The organism is Vibrio sp. 10N.261.54.E10, assembly GCF_002877735.2.
In the GTDB taxonomy this organism is placed as follows: Bacteria; Pseudomonadota; Gammaproteobacteria; order Enterobacterales; family Vibrionaceae; genus Vibrio; species Vibrio crassostreae_C.
This window is the reverse complement of record NZ_MCXE02000001.1, coordinates 736,238-754,741: the sequence shown is the minus strand read 5'-3', so window position 1 is coordinate 754,741 and position 18,504 is coordinate 736,238. Positions and strand designations below refer to the sequence as shown.

Sequence of the window (18,504 nt, the reverse complement as noted above, 5' to 3'; positions counted from 1 at the left end):
CACAAAAAAGGATTGGTATCGCTACCAATCCTCTTTAGGGGGTGTTTCGGTTTTTCTACCTATGGAAGGCAGTAACGCTATTACTCGTAATCAGTCGCGTAGGTGTCTTCGTATGTGTGCGAGTAAAATTCGAATAGGTTGCCAAACGGGTCTTCTAGATAAACCATTTGCGCTTGTTTTAGTTCGTCTTCTGGGTGGTAACGCATGATGTCCATACGAACCTTACCGCCAAACTCTTCAACGCGCTTAATAGCTGAATGAAACTGCTCTTTTGGAAGCTGTAGACAGAAGTGGAAGATACCTAGACGTGAGAAATCAACTTCGTGACGCTCTTGGCGCTCTTTCATTTCGAACAGCTCAACACCGATACCATCAGATGTTACTAGGTGTGCAATGTTGAAGCCTTTAAAGCCTTCACCGAACACAGCGATACACATGCGGCCGATTGCTGATTCGCGCTCTTCCATCACTTTGGTGTTGTTCATTACGATTCTTAGACCTAGAGCTTTCGTGTAAAACTCGACTGCTTGGTCCATGTCACCCACCATGATGCCTACGTGATTCATTTTCATAACTTGCTCCAAATTCGTTTTAAATTCTGTGCTTTTCGAAGTCTAGCTTCGGTGTTTCGTTTCGATGGAGAGAGTATAGGTACATGCGTTAATTAACTGAAATTATCATAATTTATATTAATGATAATTTTTTGTTATTTACAGTTTGATATAACAACTCAAATCACGCAAAGAAACCATACCGAACCCTACCTACATAGACACATAGACACATAGATACACACACCAATAGAGATAAGCCCAATGTAGAGAACAACCTAAAGAGCATAGCTACTTAAATTGGGAGTTGTTGATGTTTGATGGCTTTTGTTAATTGTTTTTGTTGATAGCTTTTACCGATAGCCTTTTCCTTTCGAAGATAGGATTCGCCTATTGAATCTATAGAAATGTCCGATTTCACTAATTTTCGGTGGCAATGCAATATATCTACATCGACGCGGGATAGCGTTAAACACTATAAATTAGAAAGAGAGTCAAATCATGATCAACACAGAAATCAAACCATTCAACGCAACAGCATTCAAAAACGGCGAATTCGTAGAAATCACTGAGCAAGACGTTAAAGGCAAGTGGGCTGTATTCTTCTTCTACCCAGCAGACTTCACGTTTGTATGTCCAACTGAGCTAGTTGACCTACAAGACAAATACGCAGAGCTTCAATCTCGCGGCGTAGAAGTTTACTCAGTATCAACTGACACTCACTTCTCTCACAAAGCATGGCACGATACTTCTGACAAAATCGGCACTATCGAATACTTCATGGTAGGCGACCAAACTGGCAACATCACAAATAACTTCAACGTTATGCGTGAAGGTCAAGGCCTTGCAGACCGTGCAACGTTCCTAATCGACCCTGAAGGCGTTATCCAAGCAATGGAAATCACAGCTGAAGGCATCGGCCGTGACGCAGAAGACCTACTACGCAAGGTTAAAGCAGCACAATACGTAGCCGCTAACCCAGGTGAAGTTTGCCCAGCTAAATGGAAAGAAGGCGAAGAGACTCTAGCTCCATCTCTAGACCTAGTAGGCAAGATTTAATCTAAGCCTAGCTAACAAGAATAGCTAAACGGTTCTACAGGCGCGCTTCGGCCCCCCTCCTAAAGGGCAGTCGCGCGCCACCCTTTCAAAACATCAACACCACAATATTTGCCGACTTGCGCCCCCTTTTTATTTTCCTTTTTCAGCAAGAAGGTATTGGTCAATACCAAGACACAGAATTTAAGAGCAGGCACGATTATGTTAGATCAAGCAATGAAGCAGCAGCTAAAAGCATACCTAGAAAACCTAAAAACCAATGTTCAGTTAGTGCTTAGCCTGGATGGCAGCGACACCGCGAACAAACTTCAAGATCTGGCGAATGACATCTCGTCTTTAACCGATAAAATTGAAGTGACTCGCGATGACAGCGCAAGCACTCGCAGCCCTATCATGCAAGTCGTGAACCAAGAGAAAGGCACCGCGATCGGTTTTGCCGGTTTGCCAATGGGTCACGAATTTACGTCACTGGTTCTAGCACTGCTTCATAGTGGTGGTCACCCTATCAAGCTTGAAGCGGACGTAATCGAGCAAATTAAAGAACTCGATCAAGAGCTTAATGTAGAGATTTTTATCTCGCTCTCATGCCAAAACTGTCCAGAAGTGGTTCAAGCCTTCAATATGATGTCGGCGATTAATCCTCTGGTTAAGACAACGATGATCGACGGCGCAGCATTCCAAGATGAAGTGAAGTCTCGCGACATCATGGCAGTACCAAGTGTATTCGTTAATGGTGAGCTATTTGGTCAAGGCCGTATGTCACTGGCTGAAATCCTTAACAAGGTTGATTCAGGCGCAGCGGAAAAGAAAGCAGCAAACCTAAACCAACAAGCACCGTTTGATGTATTGGTTGTCGGCGGCGGCCCTGCAGGTTCTTCAGCGGCAATTTATGCTGCACGTAAAGGCATTCGTACTGGTGTGGTTGCTGACCGATTCGGCGGCCAAGTGATGGACACCATGGCGATTGAGAACTTTATCTCAGTGAAAGCAACCACCGGCCCTAAATTAGTGGCAAGCCTTGAAGAGCACGTAAAAGAGTACGGTGTTGAAGTAATGACTGAGCAGCGCGCTGCAAACATCATTGCGGCAGAAGACACTGAAGACGGTTACATCCACGTTGAGCTAGAGAGCGGCGCAACACTACGAGCTCGCACGGTTATCACAAGTACAGGTGCTCGCTGGCGTGAAATGAACGTTCCGGGTGAGCAAGAGTACCGCAATAAAGGCGTCGCTTACTGCCCACACTGTGACGGTCCTTTATTCAAAGGTAAGAAAACAGCGGTTATTGGTGGTGGTAACTCAGGCATCGAAGCGGCAATTGATTTAGCGGGTATCGTTGAACACGTAACCGTACTTGAATTTGCAGACACATTGCGTGCCGACCAAGTGCTTATCGACAAAGCGAACGCAACACCAAACATCGAAATCATCAAGATGGCACAAACAACGCAAGTGATTGGTGATGGCAACCGTGTAACCGGTCTGGAATACAAAGACCGCAACACCGATGAACTTAAACAGATTGAACTCGCAGGTATCTTTGTTCAAATCGGCCTGATGCCAAACAGCGAATGGTTGAAGGGTTCGAAAGTTGAGCTCTCACCACGCGGTGAAATTGAAATTAACGCTCATGGCGCAACATCAATGAAAGGTGTGTTCGCAGCGGGTGACGTAACAACCGTACCTTACAAACAGATCATCATTGCGATGGGTGAAGGTGCGAAAGCAAGCTTAGGTGCATTTGACCACCTAATCCGTAACTCAGCTCCAGTCAAAGAGGCTGAAACCGCTTAACCTTTACACTGAAAAGCTTAAAGCTTTTAACTCAAGCTCCTTAAATATTTGTTAACTTAATTCTTTACTGTTAACGACTTAGTCGACATTTAGACGCCACTCCTATGGATTTAGGAGTGGTTTTTTTCTTTGTGATTTATGCAGGTTGATAAAGCATGAAGGCAACCACCATCGCTAAGCTTCCACCCAAGCAACGGTTCACAAACATCATCTGTTTTGGTGATTGCAGCAACTTTTTAAGCATGGTGCCGCAATACGCCCACACCAACATGCACGGCACACCAGTAATCACCATGCCCGCGATAATGGTCACGACTTGAATCAAGTAATCGGCATTCGGAGTAATGAACTGTGAAAACACGGTTAATGACGCTATCCAACCTTTAGGGTTTAACACCTGCACCAGCACACCAGACATGAAACCTGAACGATTGTCGGTGGTGCTTTCTTCGATCTGCATGTTCGCAATCGACCACGCCATGAACAGCAAATAAGCCGCACCCGCGTATTTCAAAATGCTGTATAGCTCTGGGTAAAGGGTAAATAGGCTCACCAAACCGACACTAGAACCCGCCAATACGATGATGATGCCAACAGCGTTCCCAGAGATAAAAGGTAAAGTCGCAGCAAATCCATAACGACTTGAAATCCCAAGTAATGCGATATTGCCAGCCCCAGGGGTAATTGCAATTGATGTTGAAAATAGCAAGAACGCCAGCATTAATTGAGAGCTCATTTCCTCTCACTCCTAATAAGTAAAGTATTTATAGGGGGAGAGTTTACAGATTCGACTAGGAATTAAATTGCTATATAGGCTAATATTAATCCAAATTTGAGCAAGACTTTTCTAAAATAGCCATGAAACAGAAAGAATCCACCAAAGAAGTGTTAGATGACACAGATATCGCCATCTTAGAGCATATCCAGCAAGACGGACGCATGAGCAACAGCAAGCTCGCAGAGAAGGTCAACCTCAGCGAAACCCCATGCTGGCGTCGTTGGAAACGCATGGAGGAAACTGGCTATATCGATGGTTACGCCGCTAAGCTGAATCGTAAGAAATTAGGCTTTCATGTGGCTGGTTTTACCCTTGTAACACTAGGCAATCATGAAGTTGAAAACACAGAACCGTTCGAAGAGTTTGTCGCGGTAACCGATTGGATTCCAATGTGTCACTGCATTGCAGGCGGCGCCGATTACATGGTGCAAGTGTTGGCGAAAGATTTAGAAGAGTACTTTGAGCGTATTAGCTCGATCAGACGAGTCAAAGGCGTGAGTGCGATTCAGTCGAACATCTCAGTAAAAGAGTTGAAAAACAGCTATCGATTACCGCTTTCAGATTAGCTCCCTAAAACACATAAAACAAAAAGCCCAGCCGCGATAGATTTCTAAAGTCTAAGGCTCTGGGCTTAACGTTATTATTTACTGGGTTAACTGGCTTAGCTATTCACAAGGATGAGCTAGATGGATCAAGGCTAAACCACCGAGTGATGTTTCACGATATTTCTTGTTCATGTCTTTACCGGTTTGGTACATGGTTGCGATGACCTTATCGAGTGAGATCAAAGACTTGCTGTTTCGCTTCAATGCCATGCGAGATGCATTAATTGCCTTCATCGCACCCATCGCATTTCGCTCGATACACGGCACTTGAACCAAGCCGCCAATTGGGTCACAAGTCATACCCAATGAGTGTTCCATCGCGATTTCCGCCGCAATACAGATCTGCTCATTGCTGCCACCGCGTAGTGCCGTTAATCCCGCAGCCGCCATAGAGGATGATACGCCTACCTCACCTTGGCATCCTACTTCCGCACCAGAGATCGAAGCGTTAGTTTTGTACAGAATACCAATCGCGCCCGATACCGCTAAGAAATCTTTTAACTGCTTAGTATCCAACTCTTTAATGAAGCGATGGTAGTACATCAACACAGCAGGAATAACGCCCGCCGCACCATTGGTTGGTGATGTTACCACTTGGCCACCAGCCGCATTTTCTTCGCTAACCGCAAACGCAAACAAGTTAATCCAATCCATGATTTCCATTGGGTCGTTTTCAACCGCCGCATTCGCTTCTAACTTTTTCAGTAGGTTAGGCGCACGACGAGTTACGTTCAAACCACCATCAAGAATGCCTTCGGTTTCAAAGCCACGCTCCATACAACGACTCATCACTCGCCAGATTTGATCCGCTTTCTCTGAAATAATGTCAGCGCCTTCGAACTCCGCTTCATTTTTTAGAATCATACCACCGAGGCTCATCCCACTATTGTCAGCTTGTTGAAGCATTTCATCGGCGTTTTTGAACGGGAAAGGAACTTCTACCGCTTGGGTTTGAGTACCATTTTGCAGTTCATCAGCAGTTGCGATAAAACCGCCGCCAATCGAATAATAAGTTTCATCGACAATCACGTTGCCACTCTGGTCAAACGCAGTAATCATCATGCCATTTTCATGCAGAGGCAGATTGTCTTTGTGGAACAACATGTCGGTTTCGTAGTTGAAGGCAATGTGCTTGGTGCCCGCTAAATCCATCTCACCACTGTCTACGGCATGACGCATTGCTTGGTTTGCGCTGGTGATTTTGATGGTGTCTGGTTTATTGCCGAGTAGCCCCAATATTGTAGCTCTGTCGGTGTGGTGACCTATGCCAGTCAATGACAAAGAACCGTATAAATCCACCTGAATACGCGTCACTTCTGCGATTTTATCAGCGATTAATTGTGTGAAATGGAAACCCGCAATCATTGGGCCGTTGGTGTGAGAGCTCGATGGCCCAACACCAATTTTGTAGATATCAAAGATCGATAACATAGATATACCAGTAAAAAATCGGTCAATTAAGAAAGAGCGGCATAAAGCCAATCAGGGATAACAGTACAAGCAGCAATCGTCACAACAGCGAACACCAACAAGCCATAATGACTCGCGGTAGGCTTTGCAAACAAATGCTTTTGCTTTTCTATAAATTCATTTTGTTGCTCGGTTACCTCTCCCCAGAAGCGGCTCACAACAACACCTAACACTAAGAAAACCACAGTGCCAATCAAGGCAAACCAAGGCCAAGCTATTCCGCTGTATTTGGCGATGAATACGACGGCCACACTGCCAATACTGCCCGCAATTACGCCTTTCTCGTTTGCTTGTTTGAAGAACAAACCCAAGATGAAAGAGCCAAGGCGAATACCAACAAAAATAGAGGTTAAGCTCGCAATCGTTTTAAGCACTGATTCATTAGAAACAGCCAGTAACGCAGGCACAACAACCGACGCTGCAGCAACCAGGCTCATTTTTCTAGCCACTGATTCATAGTGCGCGTCAGAGGCTTGCTTACGGAAGAAGCGCTTATAGAAATCGAACGTTGCGACCGTCGCCATTGAGTTATAGGTGGAATCCAATGTCGACATTGCCGCAGCCGAAAGTGCTGAGATCACCAAACCAACAATGATTGGGTTGGTATGGTTAAACACAAAATCGAGAATCACTTCGTTGCTGTTTTCAAAACTGCTGTCTTGATAAAAGACACTTAACAGCACCCCCATCACAGCAAAGAACAGATAAACAAAAAATGCGCCGTAGCCACAAAGCAACATCGATTTTTGCGCTGTTTTAACACACTTAGTCGCCAATGTTCTTTGAATAATCAGTTGGTTAGTGCCATACACACTCAGGTGCAAGAAGCTCACAGCCACTACGCCGGCCCACAATGTGGTATCGACGCCTAAGTCAAAATCGAGATTGATGATATTCAAATGTTCAGGAGACAACATCTCGCCCGCATCGATTTTCATCAGCAATAAAACAAAGATCGCAATGCTGCCGATAATCAACACTGCTGACTGAAGCATGTCAGTCCAGATTACAGTCGAGATACCACCCGCATAGGTATACAACGCAGTAAATACGCTGATGTAGATGATCGCCTCAGAGATACTCACTGGCAGCACTTGCACTAAGATCAGGGCTACCGCATACAGAATAACCCCTGCCGAAATACACTGAACCACAATGAACACGATGGAATTGATCGTGCGAGCAACAACGCCAAAGCGGTGCTCTAGGTATTCGTAAATCGAGGTTAGGCCGAGCTTGTAAAACACCGGAACAAAGAAAAGCACAGTGAAAAAGATCACTATTGGATAGTTCAAATGTACGCTCATCGCTTCCATGCCTGAGCTATAAACCCAGCCCGGCATGCCAACGAACGTCATTGCGCTGATGTAGGTTGCAAGAATCGACACACCTGCCGTAAACCAACCAAACTGTTTTCCACCAGTCGAAAAGTCGCCACCGACGCTATAGCGCCTATTAACTAAGTAGCTGATAAACAAAGTAGTTAGCACATAAAGAGCAATAACCACAAAACTTGAGTACGTAACCATTTTTAGATTCCGTTTATTGTATGTCGCAATTAATTCGCTGCCAATAGTACTCAAAAATGGATGTTTCCCCTCAAAAACCCACAATAAGTGTGACTATTATCACTAAGATAGACGATTAAACACTCAAATCGCCCCACAAAGCACAAAAACCCAGTTAAATGAGATCAAGATCACTAAAATGCACAAAATGGGTACGCACTCATTTTAAAATTGACTTTGATCACGGATCTAATAACCACAAAAATTCTATTATCTCTCCCGAAATGAAGACGGTGTGATGAAGCTAAATAATCAACACACAATAATTAAAACCAAAACCACCCTATATAAAATAAAGGTTTATCGGTCATGACCATTAAAAAACACATGAGCGAAGTTCCTATGATTCAAAGGGTAGCCGCATATCTAGCAATTCTAGTAGGTTACTTTTTTTATTGTTATAACTTTGTAATTATTGACTACGTACGCCCATACATTGTGGAAGAATATGCTGGTATTAGCCTTTCTGATACCGCTCAGTTCTACACTTGGCAGTCTGTTGGTGCTCTGATTGGTGCACTGAGCTGTGCATGGTTCGCAACCAAGTTCGGCAAAAAGTCCACGCTAGTAGCAATTACGGCATTAAACGGTGGTGCAACCATCATCAACATGATGTTTACCGACTACGCCACCTGGGCCGCAATGCGTTTCATCATTGGACTGTCTTTAGGCGGTTACTTCACTGTAGCTGTATCTTTGATGATTGGCCTATTTACACCAACGGTTCGCGGTAAGTTGACTGCTTTTGCTTCTTCAATGTTCTCTGTTGCTTTAGTGGCAATGGGCGCTTACGCAGCCTTCATTACAAGTGTTGATGCACCTTGGCAGAGCCTAATGTGGGTAGGTGGTATTCCACCGCTTGTAGCAGCAGCGTTAATGATCTTTGTATTACCAAGCGACAAAACAGTGATCGCCTACGGTGAAGAAGATCAACAAACCACAACCAATGCAGCTGGAGAAGTAACCGAAGCTAAAAAAGGTTCTTGGGGTGAGATGTTAAGCAAGCCTTACCGCAAAATTACGATTACTTGTTTACTTCTTTCTGGTCTTAACTTCTACGGATTCCAATTCTTCGGTGGCTTTGTAACTACCTACCTGAAAGATGTTCGTATGTTTGATGGTGCAACCATCGGTTTGATCTTCTCTATCTCAGCATTTGGTTCACTCTTCGGTGCTTGGTTCTGGGGATGGGCAGCAGATAAGTACGGTCGTAAGATCAATGCGTTCGGTTTCATCCTCGCAGGTATCATGGTTTCTATCTTCTTTGTCGCACCTGGCGACATGATGATTGGCGGCCTAAACATGCTGGCTCTTCTAGGTCTTATCTACAACTTCGGCCTGTCTGCTTCTGCAGTATGGGGCGGTTACTTCTCTGAATTGTTCCCAGCACGCTTGCGTAGCTATGGTGCAGCATTATTCCATGGCGGTCGTATTATCGGCATGTGGGCACCAATGGTTCTTATCTTCATCCAAGAGCGTACCGACCTACAAACAGCAATGTGGGGCTCACCAATCGTATGGATTATCGCCGGCCTACTATGGCTAACACTGCCTGAAACTCTTAAAGGTGGCGTCTTTGATAAGAGCAAAAAAGCTGAAGCAGCAAAAGCTTAATTCGACACTCATACGCTGAAGTTTAAATACGAAAAATTTAAAGCCGGCTGATAAGTCAGCCGGTAACAAAATCCAAATCGAGTCCTGTTCCGAATGTTGACTCGACAACACAAAGAGAAATTATTATGTCTAAATATCAAGAAGCTAAACGCATTGTTCGTGAATACTTCGATGCAATGGAAAACGCAACTCACGAGAACGTTGCTGAAGTTTTAAAAGCACACACTTCTGAAGATTACTTGTGGCGCGGTGTTTACCCATTCCGTGAGCAAGAAGGCGCACAAGCAGCTGCTGACGTATTCTGGGCGCCAATGATGAAGTCAATGACTCGCATGCAGCGCCGTCAAGACATCTTCATCGGTGGTAACAACGAAGTTAACCCAGATGAGATTTGGGTAATGAGCATGGGTCACTTCATGGGTCTATTCGACGCTGAATACCTAGGCATGCGCCCAACTGGCAAGATCATGAACGTTCGCTACGCAGAATTTAACTGTGTTGTTGATGGCAAAATCACTAAGACAGGCCTGTTCCTAGACCTACTAGGCATGATGGATCAAGCGGGTTGCTACCCACTTCCACCATCAACTGGTAAGCACTTCGTATACCCTGGCCCACGTAACCACGATGGTCTGCTATTCGAAGACGCGGCTCCAGAAGAAGGTGTTGCGACACTTGCTCTAGTAAACAAAATGGTTGATGACCTGTCTGCTCTTAACGACAGCGGCGCGATGGGTTGCCCACCAGAAGTACTAGCGAAGAGCTGGTCAAAAGACATGATTTGGTACGGCCCATGTGGTATCGGCGCGTCTTACACAATTCCTCGCTACCAACAACAGCACCAACTTCCTTTCCGTAACAACCTGAAAGACAAGAAGTTCAACGGCCACGTTTGTCGTTTCGCTGAAGGTAACTTCTCTTGTTTCTTCGGTTGGCCAAACCTATCAAACACACCAACAGGTGGCTTCCTAGGTATGACTGGCGGTGAAGTACGTGCAAACATGCAAGTAGTTGACGTTTACTACCGTGACGGTGACAAACTGTCTGAGAACTGGGTTCTTATCGACCTTCCTTACTGGCTACAACAGCAAGGTCTAGATGTGTTCGAACGCACTTCAAGCATCATGAACCCAACGCTGTAATCGATACGCTTTAATCCAAAAGATTGAAACGAAATAGTGGAAACCTAAATAGACATCTGATTTAGATTGCCACGCTTACTGGGGCCCCTTCTCGCTCCCAGTAAGTGCTCCAACCAATTCATTATTGCTCCACTAATAACTGAATCTACTAGTACCTCATGGATGGGGTACACCCTGCCAAACCATTACCAATATAACGGGCTTGAAAGCACGGTGGCTTTCTACGGCCTGAATAAAGAGAATTACAATGAAAAAGTCGATTCTTTCAGCAGTGATCCTGACAGCACTTACCTCAGGTTCTGCTTTTGCTGCACACACTTTTACCAATGACGCGGGCGATAGCCTTACTTTAGACGGTCGTTTCGACGTTCGTTACCAAGACAAAGGTGAAGTCTTTAACTCAGATACCAATGCTTGGGAAAAAGATAACGGAGAATGGAACAGCGGTAGCTCTCGTTTCGGCCTTAAAGGTCAAATGGGACTCGATAACGGCTGGACTGGCTTTGGCCATGCTGAATGGGGTTACAACTCAGGTGCTAACGGCGACAATATTTACGACCGACTTCTATACGCAGGCGTAGAGCACGACAAATACGGCAAGATCGCAGCAGGTACTAAGCAGTGGTCTACCTTCTACGATGTGGCTTGGTTTACCGATATGGGTCGTGTATTTGGTTCGCGTGGTTCAGGCTACTACAATTTATCTGACTGGGGTATTGCGTCTGGTACAGGCCGAGCTGAGAATTCGATTACTTACCGCAACAGCATTAACGACAGCTGGAAATACGGCTTCACTTACCAAACTACCCGTGAAGATGTTGGCCTTGCTGACGGTTTAACAGCAACGCTGAAAAACGGTATGGGCGCATCAACGCTGTACACGGTTATGGATGGCCTAACAATTGGTTTAGCTTACCACCAGAATGAGTTTGATGATGTCGATGCGGGCGTTAAAAACATCAAAGATGGTGATACACAACGTATTGGTTTATTGGGTGTGAACTACACCAATAATAGCCTATTCGTTGGTTTCACTTACAGCCAAGGCTCAAATTGGGAAACCACCAGCAAAGCAGAATTTTACGACCACCGTGGTGCTGAATTCTTCACTTACTACCACTTTGAAAATGGTTTGCGTCCAACCTTTAACGTTAACTACTTAATGGACACAGACGACAACGCTAATGGCTACGATCGTCAGTTGATTATCCCTGGCCTTGAATACCACTTTAAGAAGAACAAGTTCTTAGTATGGACTGAATACCAATTTGATAATGGCAACGACAAATCTGTTGGTAACCATTATGAAAATAGCGATGACCAATTTGCTGCGGGTATCCGTTACTACTTCTAACGCCCAGTTAATCGAGTCATAAATTCGCTAAACAAAGCTCTGCTATTAATGCAGAGCTTTTTGGGTCGTACCCAGAATAATATCCAACATTCTCTATTACCCCTTATTTTCATCCTATCATGGCATATTGTATTTTTGAGTACGTACCTAATTATGTTACTCTATGCACAATCAATTTGGTTCAAAAGTATGGTCTATGAACTCTCCAAAACACTCTTCGCTGTCCAAAACAACCGTAACATCTAAAGATGTCGCTAGACTTGCTGGCGTTTCTCAATCAACTGTATCTCGCGTATTTGTACCGGGAAGTTCAGTGTCTGAAAAGACCAAGCAGAAAGTGTTTGATGCCGCGAAATCGTTGAATTATCGTCCCAATGCTTTTGCCCGTAGCCTTACGACAAATGAATCAAAATTGATTGGCTTAGTTTTCCCTGATGCCGACTACCCTATTCACATGAAAACGCTGCAGCTTATCTCCACTGAACTACAAAAACAGGGATATTCTGCGGTATTGATCCCTTGGCAAGTTGATGGCAACGATAACCACTCAATTCCCAATATCTTCCAATACCGAGTTGATGGCGTGATTGCTGCTTCTGCGACCTTTAACAAGTCGCTTTATGAAGAGTGTGAAGAATTCGACATTCCTATCGTTCAGTTCGCACGTGTTGTTGAAGGGACTAAGAGTAGCCATGTGGTGAGCGACAACTACGCCGCTGGCCAAGTTGCCGCTCAGCATTTGCATAGCGTAGGGACAAAGTCGGCGGTTTACCTGACAGGTAATGTTCCAACCTACACTAACGGCGAACGTGAAGCAGGGTTCTGCTCAGAATTTGAAGAACTTACCGGTGAACAAGCTCGTGTTATTGAAGCTGACTATGACTACCTTGATGCTCTAGATACCATTCGGACTCTGTTTTCAGAACCCACACATCCTCAAGCGATTTTCTGTGCGACAGATAACCTCGCGATGGCAGTAATGGATGTGGCGCGCTTAGAATTTAACCTGCGTATTCCAGAAGATCTTCAAGTGATTGGTTTTGACGATATCCCACAGACTCAATGGTTGAATTACCAACTCACTACCTTCAAGCAAGATTTCAGACGCCTTGCACGTGAATCAGTGAAAATTGTCGTTAGCCAGATTCAAGAGCAAGACACAAGCTTGGTTAAGCTGATGGTGCCAGTGAAGTTCATTGAACGAAACACGACGCTAAAACAGAACCAACGTTAAGACGCTTTCAAACAAAAATCCCGCTCAGTGTGAGCGGGATTTTTTATGATATTTAACTAGTTACCTACACCACCGGTCTTCTCTGCCGGAGAGTCAGGCGTCACTGGAGGCCACTCTTGGAAGGTTGCTAGATGTTGTTGGACAGCCGCTTGTGCCGGGCCAAATGCCCACATTTTTTGTCCCATCCATTTTAGGTACATGCCCGACTCTTCCGCCGCTCGCTCGTATGGGTCACGACGTAAGTTAAACAGCAATGGTGCGTTTAGCTCTTCTTTAGGGCCACTCCAACCGTGGTTTTGCACGATGAAATGCGCCTTCCAATCACCAACACGAACCGCTTGCAGCTTGTCTCGTTCGTAGTAGTAGATCTCTTTACGGTTTGACTCGCCTTTCTCGGTCAGCATATCCACTTGGTTGTAACCATCAAGGTGCGCTTTAAAGCCATCGTGACCTTTCAGCAGTTTTTCTTTTAGATCCGTTGGACCACCAGCCGCAGCGACAAGAGTGGGTAACCAATCCATACCATCAAAGATGCCATTGCCTACAGTACCCGCTGGGATTTTACCCGGCCAGCTAACCAATGCAGGGGCTCTTACGCCACCTTCCCAAGTTGTGCCTTTTTCGCCATGGAATGGTGTCATACCACCATCTGGCCACGTCATGATCTCAGGACCATTATCCGCAGTGAAAATGATGATGGTGTTATCGGCAATACCGAGTTCTTCCATTTTGGCCATCATTTCACCAACATGGTCATCAAGATCTTTCATGACCACTTCTTGAAGTCCCCAACCGTTTTGGCCAAGCATGGCTTCGTATTCAGGTGACAGGTGCGTCCAAACGTGACCGCGTGATGGACAGTACCAAATAGGTGTGAGATGGATAACGCAGATCAATAAGGATTGGAAGTTTCACGCAACCATTGATGCAGGGCTTGGTAGTGACACCAACTTTACCTCATCTCTGTTAACTGGCGTGCGATACCAGATAAACAGTTGGTCTGACTTAAATGTTGCCTACAAATCGACCTGGGTTGATTACGAAAACAAGGGGACCTTTGAATACGATACCGCATCGCAAGGGTTCCTGATTGGTTGGGCTGCTCATTTCTAGTCAAACAATAAGAGGTAAGCCTGATATCGTTAGGCTTACCTGACAATGTCAATCTTTCAAGAGTTAATACCGGTTTTAACTAACGAACAAGCAAAACTACCCATCAACGACCTAGTTATTCACAGTGTTTGGAACTACGCACTCTTTCTTCATGATAGTTAAGCCGGCCTCGAGAGTTTCTGTCCAAGCTTGTTCGACGCTTTCATCGTAGTGAGGGTCATATTTTTTAACTGTATTGAGTAACGAATTGAACCACTCGTTGAGTTCTTGCTCAGAGATATCCATTCCTAAATCTTTATGTCGCTTCCCAAGCTTTTTTACCGAGTTCCGTATGCTCGACAGACCCGCAGAGTTATAGATAAGAATGATCGAGGCTTTAAGCATCTTGGTTTGTTGCTCTAACCCTATATTTTCAAAACGTTCTGAAAACCTTGGGTTATGCTCGCAAAAATCAGCCAAAAACGTTTCGAGAAATTCTTGGTCAATCCGGCAGCGCTCAAAACTTTCATAAAACAGTTCGTTCGGTTTCATCTAGCCAGTCCTTTGCAAAATTTTGAGTTATCGGGAAGCTAACAAGTCCAGAGCCGCAACTTAGCCAACTCCGAACTATCAATATGATCTAAGTATACGCCACTGTGGCATAAAATGAACGATGGCATAACGTAAACTACGGCATAAAGTGCGTTGCACAAATCTTGTTTCCATCAGGATCTCGCAAATAAGCCATGTACAAGCGACGCTCGTCAGAACCTCTCGCTCCGGGGCCATTTTCAATGCTGGTACCGCCATTTTCGACGCCAACTCGATGCCACTCATCTACAACTTCAGGAGAAGGCGCAAGAAAACCCACCGTCATGCCGTTGCCGTGAGTCGCAGGCTGACCATCAATCGGCTTCGTTAAGCCCAACACACCTGTTTGACTAACGTAAACACAGCGCCCTTTAGGATCAACAGAGCCTTCGCTATAACCAAGCACTTTCATGATTGGGTCATAAAAAGCCTTCGCGCGTTCAATATCTTCGGTACCGAGAAAAACATGGCTGAACATAACTAACCTCTTCTTCTATTGAAAGAACAACCTAAACTAGACCTATAATTCGTGTTTGTCTAGGCACGCTATTCGGTCACAACTGTTGCTTAACCCATTGAGCAAACACCTGAAACTTAGTTCGCTGTTCCATGCCTTTCGGGAACTCAGTTAGTCTGTTCAACAATTCGTTGTGCGCCCTGCCCTTGGTCATGCAAGATATCATCAGGATTTAGCAAGTTGCACTTTTGCATACTCAAGCATCCGCAACCGATACAGCCGGTTAAGTTCTCTTGTAGCGATTTAATCTGCGCCATTTTACTGTCGAGTTGCCCCTGCCACTTCTTAGCAACGCGCTCCCAATCTCGCTTAGTCGCGGTATGGTTCATCGGCAGTGTCGATAATTCTTCGGTGATCTCTTCCAGCGTGAAGCCTATCGACTGCGCGACTTGGATCAACGCAATTCGTCTCAACATCGCCGACTGATAACGGCGCTGATTTCCGTTAGTACGAATCGAAGCAATCAACCCCTTGGTTTCGTAAAAACGTAACGCCGAAGGAGCCACGCCACTGCGCTCAGCCAACTGGCCTATGGTGAGGTATACGATGTTTCTCATTACGACACTATCCTTGAGATCATAAATATTTAAAGCTTACTTTAACTTTAGAGTAGCGACCTATTGTTACCTTAACCAATTAATGTCCTTAAACTTTGACAACGGGCGCAATGAAAAGCAATCGTGAACATGGCTGCTTTGTTTTATTGTGGTGTTCTCGCTCTCTAAATCTGACTCATGATCGATTTCAGGCTCTCGGCCATTTCGGCATTGATGATCTCACCCGTTTCTACATTAAAGTTGTCGTAGAAACTTGGCACCGACATCGACCCCTTCACATCTGCATCAAAGTAAGGTGCCGAATTTACCGCAGACGACAACACAGAGTTTGCGCCGCCTGGGCCTGGTGATGTGGAGAGCATCACAACAGGTTTGCCTTGGTACACTTTCATGTCGATTCGTGATGTCCAATCAAACACATTCTTAAAGGCTGCGGTGTATGAGCCGTTATACTCTGCAAAAGAGATGACCACAGCATCTGCTTCGCCAATCTTGCTAAAAAAGCGTTGAGCGTGTTGATGAACACCTGAATCTTGCTCTCTTTTCTCGCTGTAAATTGGCATCTCGAAATCATTAAGGTCGAGCACCTCGACTTGCGCGCCTTCGACTAAACCTGCGGTGTACGCTGCAAGTTGTTGATTAATTGATGTTGTACTGTTGGTCGCGCCAATCGCTAATACTTTCATTGTTGATCCTTGTTCATTTTTCTCACCTTTTTGCACTCATGACTTCAATTACGGAGCTCAAAATTCATAACTGAAGATTCGTAACGTCTGTTTGATAACATCAAAACCTGCACTAGGCGACAAGGTGATAGATTGTGTTTTTAGATTGGGGATGATGATAAAACCTCAAGTTAACTTGAGGTAAAGCGATATTTTCAAAATATAGGAAATAGTTTAAAAACACTTATAAAGCATTTGATTATGAAAGGTTTAACATAGGTTGGCATTACACAGGAAAAAGTCAGCACACCCAAAATACATTGAGTGTGCTTTATCGAAGTATTATTTACTTAAAGTGATTTAATGGACAGACACCAGAGTAAGCGACACCGGATAGCTCGGCCATTTCGCGATTCCATGTTGCCAAATCATGAGGGTTAAATTGATTCAAATGATCATGCCCACATGCCCTCGCCATCACTTGCATTAATTCTGTCGAGGCTTCAAAGAAGTTCTTAAGCTGGTTCGATGCTTTCTCGACATTCAAACGCTGACGTAAATCGGCTTTTTGAGTTGCAATACCAGCAGGGCAATTATTGGTGTTACACATTCTCGCCGCCACACAACCTATCGACTGCATGGCACTGTTTGAGATAGCGACACCATCAGCACCAAGCGCCATCGCTTTTACGAAATCCATCGGCACGCGCAAGCCGCCCGTGATGATCAATGTGACTCTGTCACTGACCCCTTGTTTATCGAGATACGCTCTAGCGCGAGCGAGTGCTGGAATAGTGGGAACACTGATATGGTCACGGAACATTTCTGGCGCCGCCCCTGTACCGCCACCACGCCCATCTAAGATGATGTAATCGGCACTGGCATCAAGCGCGAACTGAATGTCTTCTTCGATGTGATTGGCACTTAACTTAAAGCCAATCGGGATACCGCCTGTCACCTCTCGAACACGGTCGGCGAACTTTTTAAAATCCTCGACCGTGTTAAGGTCGACAAAGGTGGGTGGAGAAATCGCTGCCGTGCCCGCTTCAATGCCACGCACCTCCGCGATCTTGCCTATGTTCTTCGCGCCCGGTAAGTGCCCGCCCGTTCCGGTTTTGGCACCCTGCCCGCCTTTAAAGTGGAAGGCTTGAACGTTTTTGAGCTTAGCTTCATCGTAACCAAACTGAGCACTGGCTAATTCATAAAAGTAGCGAGAGTTCGCCGCTTGCTCTTCGGGTAACATACCGCCCTCACCGGAGCAGATACCCGTCCCTGCGAGTTCGGCACCTTTCGCCAATGAGACTTTTGCTTCTTCAGATAGCGAGCCAAAACTCATATCAGACACAAACAAAGAGATGTCCAATTTGAGTGGCTTCTTCGCTTTGGGGCCAATAATCAGTTCAGTTCCAACGGGCACATTCTCCAGCAAAGGCTTGGTGGCCATTTGCGCGACCATCACTTGAATATCGTCCCAGTGAGGCAATAGATGTCTTGGAACGCCCATGGAGGTCATTGGCCCATGATGTCCAACCTTGGATAAACCATCACGCGCCAGTTGATGAATAAACTCGACGGTAGGTTCTTCTTTGGTTGCGCTCGCAGCTGGCGACAAATCTGGCGCAGCCGCTTGAATGTGAACCTCCGGGCCTTCTTGCCCAACTTGTTCCGCTGTGAACTGTTTATGAGTGCCATCGCAGAAAGGAAGGTTGTTGGAATACTTACAGCGACAAAGGTAGGCGTCTCCGCTCTCTTCGGCGACAAAGCTTTTCGGTTTGAACCCCGTACCGGCATGAGAACCGTCACAAAACGGTTGGTTTTTCGATTTACCACAGGTACAGAAGTAATACTCTTCCCCTTCAGTTAGCTCCACTTTGATTGGCTTGGTATCCGCTATCACTGGATTCTTCATAGTTCGT

16 protein-coding genes and 2 pseudogenes are annotated in these 18,504 nt (G+C 45.3%); 8 read left to right on the top strand and 10 right to left on the bottom strand.

Annotated elements, in window-relative coordinates; all coding sequences use genetic code 11:
* Positions 1 to 80: 80 nt before the first annotated feature.
* Entirely contained in the window at positions 81 to 572 is a 492-nt protein-coding gene (locus tag BCU07_RS03345) for a VOC family protein (protein WP_017065261.1), read from the bottom strand.
* 480 nt (positions 573 to 1,052) lie between these two features.
* Between BCU07_RS03345 and ahpC the strand changes: the two genes are divergently transcribed.
* Together ahpC and ahpF are read left to right on the top strand one after the other, a co-directional pair.
* Positions 1,053 to 1,610 carry an alkyl hydroperoxide reductase subunit C gene (ahpC, locus tag BCU07_RS03340; RefSeq protein WP_016798107.1) on the top strand — a complete coding sequence of 186 codons (558 nt, stop codon included), beginning with the start codon at positions 1,053 to 1,055 and terminating at the stop codon, positions 1,608 to 1,610.
* Between the two features lie 198 nt (positions 1,611 to 1,808).
* Positions 1,809 to 3,401, top strand: coding sequence for an alkyl hydroperoxide reductase subunit F (gene ahpF, locus BCU07_RS03335; RefSeq protein ID WP_017065983.1), 1,593 nt, complete (start codon positions 1,809 to 1,811; stop codon positions 3,399 to 3,401).
* Positions 3,402 to 3,537: 136 nt separating this feature from the next.
* Here ahpF and BCU07_RS03330 read toward each other — a convergent pair whose 3' ends face one another.
* The gene (locus tag BCU07_RS03330) at positions 3,538 to 4,137 is read right to left on the bottom strand and encodes a LysE family translocator (RefSeq protein ID WP_017065259.1); all 600 of its coding nucleotides are present in this window, start codon (positions 4,135 to 4,137) and stop codon (positions 3,538 to 3,540) included.
* A gap of 122 nt (positions 4,138 to 4,259) precedes the next feature.
* Here BCU07_RS03330 and BCU07_RS03325 point away from each other — a divergent pair, with 122 nt between their 5' ends.
* On the top strand, positions 4,260 to 4,745 hold the full coding sequence (locus BCU07_RS03325) for an Lrp/AsnC family transcriptional regulator (protein WP_017065258.1): 486 nt from the start codon (positions 4,260 to 4,262) through the stop codon (positions 4,743 to 4,745).
* Positions 4,746 to 4,844: 99 nt separating this feature from the next.
* On the opposite strand, the gene BCU07_RS03320 is transcribed toward BCU07_RS03325, so the two are convergent.
* Together BCU07_RS03320 and BCU07_RS03315 are read right to left on the bottom strand one after the other, a co-directional pair.
* Positions 4,845 to 6,215: an L-serine ammonia-lyase gene (locus BCU07_RS03320; protein WP_017065257.1), complete on the bottom strand. Its 1,371-nt coding sequence runs from the start codon at positions 6,213 to 6,215 to the stop codon at positions 4,845 to 4,847.
* Between the two features lie 26 nt (positions 6,216 to 6,241).
* Entirely contained in the window at positions 6,242 to 7,783 is a 1,542-nt protein-coding gene (locus tag BCU07_RS03315; protein ID WP_017065256.1) for a sodium:solute symporter family transporter, read from the bottom strand.
* Positions 7,784 to 8,131: 348 nt separating this feature from the next.
* Here BCU07_RS03315 and BCU07_RS03310 point away from each other — a divergent pair, with 348 nt between their 5' ends.
* The 4 genes from BCU07_RS03310 (at position 8,132) to BCU07_RS03295 (ending at position 13,166) form a co-directional block, all read left to right on the top strand.
* Entirely contained in the window at positions 8,132 to 9,436 is a 1,305-nt protein-coding gene (locus BCU07_RS03310) for an MFS transporter (RefSeq protein WP_017104144.1), read from the top strand.
* Positions 9,437 to 9,561: 125 nt separating this feature from the next.
* Positions 9,562 to 10,578 (top strand): nuclear transport factor 2 family protein, encoded by a 1,017-nt coding sequence (locus BCU07_RS03305; protein ID WP_017065254.1) that lies wholly within the window; start codon positions 9,562 to 9,564, stop codon positions 10,576 to 10,578.
* A gap of 247 nt (positions 10,579 to 10,825) precedes the next feature.
* Positions 10,826 to 11,932 carry a porin gene (locus BCU07_RS03300; RefSeq protein WP_102429123.1) on the top strand — a complete coding sequence of 369 codons (1,107 nt, stop codon included), beginning with the start codon at positions 10,826 to 10,828 and terminating at the stop codon, positions 11,930 to 11,932.
* Positions 11,933 to 12,128: 196 nt separating this feature from the next.
* Complete coding sequence (locus BCU07_RS03295; protein ID WP_102429122.1) at positions 12,129 to 13,166, top strand: LacI family DNA-binding transcriptional regulator; 1,038 nt, start codon at positions 12,129 to 12,131, stop codon at positions 13,164 to 13,166.
* Positions 13,167 to 13,222: 56 nt separating this feature from the next.
* On the opposite strand, the pseudogene BCU07_RS03290 reads toward BCU07_RS03295, so the two are convergent.
* Positions 13,223 to 14,032, bottom strand: a pseudogene (locus BCU07_RS03290) (sulfatase-like hydrolase/transferase); the annotation flags it as partial.
* On the opposite strand from BCU07_RS03290, the pseudogene BCU07_RS03285 reads away from it, so the two are divergent.
* Positions 14,028 to 14,279 (top strand): annotated as a pseudogene (locus tag BCU07_RS03285) (DUF481 domain-containing protein); the annotation flags it as partial. The pseudogenes BCU07_RS03290 and BCU07_RS03285 overlap by 5 nt on opposite strands.
* 111 nt (positions 14,280 to 14,390) lie before the next feature.
* Here BCU07_RS03285 and BCU07_RS03280 read toward each other — a convergent pair.
* From BCU07_RS03280 to BCU07_RS03260, 5 genes are all read right to left on the bottom strand, one after another.
* A complete protein-coding gene (locus tag BCU07_RS03280; protein ID WP_102429121.1) occupies positions 14,391 to 14,810 on the bottom strand; it encodes a globin in 420 nt (139 codons plus the stop codon).
* A gap of 136 nt (positions 14,811 to 14,946) precedes the next feature.
* A complete protein-coding gene (locus tag BCU07_RS03275) occupies positions 14,947 to 15,327 on the bottom strand; it encodes a VOC family protein (protein WP_017071825.1) in 381 nt (126 codons plus the stop codon).
* Between the two features lie 146 nt (positions 15,328 to 15,473).
* On the bottom strand, positions 15,474 to 15,923 hold the full coding sequence (soxR, locus tag BCU07_RS03270) for a redox-sensitive transcriptional activator SoxR (protein WP_017062186.1): 450 nt from the start codon (positions 15,921 to 15,923) through the stop codon (positions 15,474 to 15,476).
* Positions 15,924 to 16,087: 164 nt separating this feature from the next.
* Positions 16,088 to 16,609: an NADPH-dependent FMN reductase gene (locus BCU07_RS03265; RefSeq protein WP_017062187.1), complete on the bottom strand. Its 522-nt coding sequence runs from the start codon at positions 16,607 to 16,609 to the stop codon at positions 16,088 to 16,090.
* 325 nt (positions 16,610 to 16,934) lie between these two features.
* A complete protein-coding gene (locus tag BCU07_RS03260) occupies positions 16,935 to 18,497 on the bottom strand; it encodes a glutamate synthase-related protein (protein WP_102429120.1) in 1,563 nt (520 codons plus the stop codon).
* Between the last annotated feature and the right edge of the window lie 7 nt (positions 18,498 to 18,504).

Excerpts from the sequence above, each read along its gene's own strand:
- BCU07_RS03260 (WP_102429120.1), bottom strand. The coding sequence starts at position 18,497 with ATGAAGAATCCAGTGATAGCGGATACCAAGCCAATCAAAGTGGAGCTA.
- BCU07_RS03305 (WP_017065254.1), top strand. The coding sequence starts at position 9,562 with ATGTCTAAATATCAAGAAGCTAAACGCATTGTTCGTGAATACTTCGAT.
- BCU07_RS03315 (WP_017065256.1), bottom strand. The coding sequence starts at position 7,783 with ATGGTTACGTACTCAAGTTTTGTGGTTATTGCTCTTTATGTGCTAACT.
- BCU07_RS03275 (WP_017071825.1), bottom strand. The coding sequence starts at position 15,327 with ATGTTCAGCCATGTTTTTCTCGGTACCGAAGATATTGAACGCGCGAAG.
- BCU07_RS03280 (WP_102429121.1), bottom strand. The coding sequence starts at position 14,810 with ATGAAACCGAACGAACTGTTTTATGAAAGTTTTGAGCGCTGCCGGATT.
- BCU07_RS03265 (WP_017062187.1), bottom strand. The coding sequence starts at position 16,609 with ATGAAAGTATTAGCGATTGGCGCGACCAACAGTACAACATCAATTAAT.
- soxR (WP_017062186.1), bottom strand. The coding sequence starts at position 15,923 with ATGAGAAACATCGTATACCTCACCATAGGCCAGTTGGCTGAGCGCAGT.
- BCU07_RS03325 (WP_017065258.1), top strand. The coding sequence starts at position 4,260 with ATGAAACAGAAAGAATCCACCAAAGAAGTGTTAGATGACACAGATATC.
- ahpF (WP_017065983.1), top strand. The coding sequence starts at position 1,809 with ATGTTAGATCAAGCAATGAAGCAGCAGCTAAAAGCATACCTAGAAAAC.
- BCU07_RS03345 (WP_017065261.1), bottom strand. The coding sequence starts at position 572 with ATGAAAATGAATCACGTAGGCATCATGGTGGGTGACATGGACCAAGCA.
- BCU07_RS03310 (WP_017104144.1), top strand. The coding sequence starts at position 8,132 with ATGACCATTAAAAAACACATGAGCGAAGTTCCTATGATTCAAAGGGTA.
- BCU07_RS03295 (WP_102429122.1), top strand. The coding sequence starts at position 12,129 with ATGAACTCTCCAAAACACTCTTCGCTGTCCAAAACAACCGTAACATCT.
- BCU07_RS03300 (WP_102429123.1), top strand. The coding sequence starts at position 10,826 with ATGAAAAAGTCGATTCTTTCAGCAGTGATCCTGACAGCACTTACCTCA.
- BCU07_RS03320 (WP_017065257.1), bottom strand. The coding sequence starts at position 6,215 with ATGTTATCGATCTTTGATATCTACAAAATTGGTGTTGGGCCATCGAGC.
- BCU07_RS03330 (WP_017065259.1), bottom strand. The coding sequence starts at position 4,137 with ATGAGCTCTCAATTAATGCTGGCGTTCTTGCTATTTTCAACATCAATT.
- ahpC (WP_016798107.1), top strand. The coding sequence starts at position 1,053 with ATGATCAACACAGAAATCAAACCATTCAACGCAACAGCATTCAAAAAC.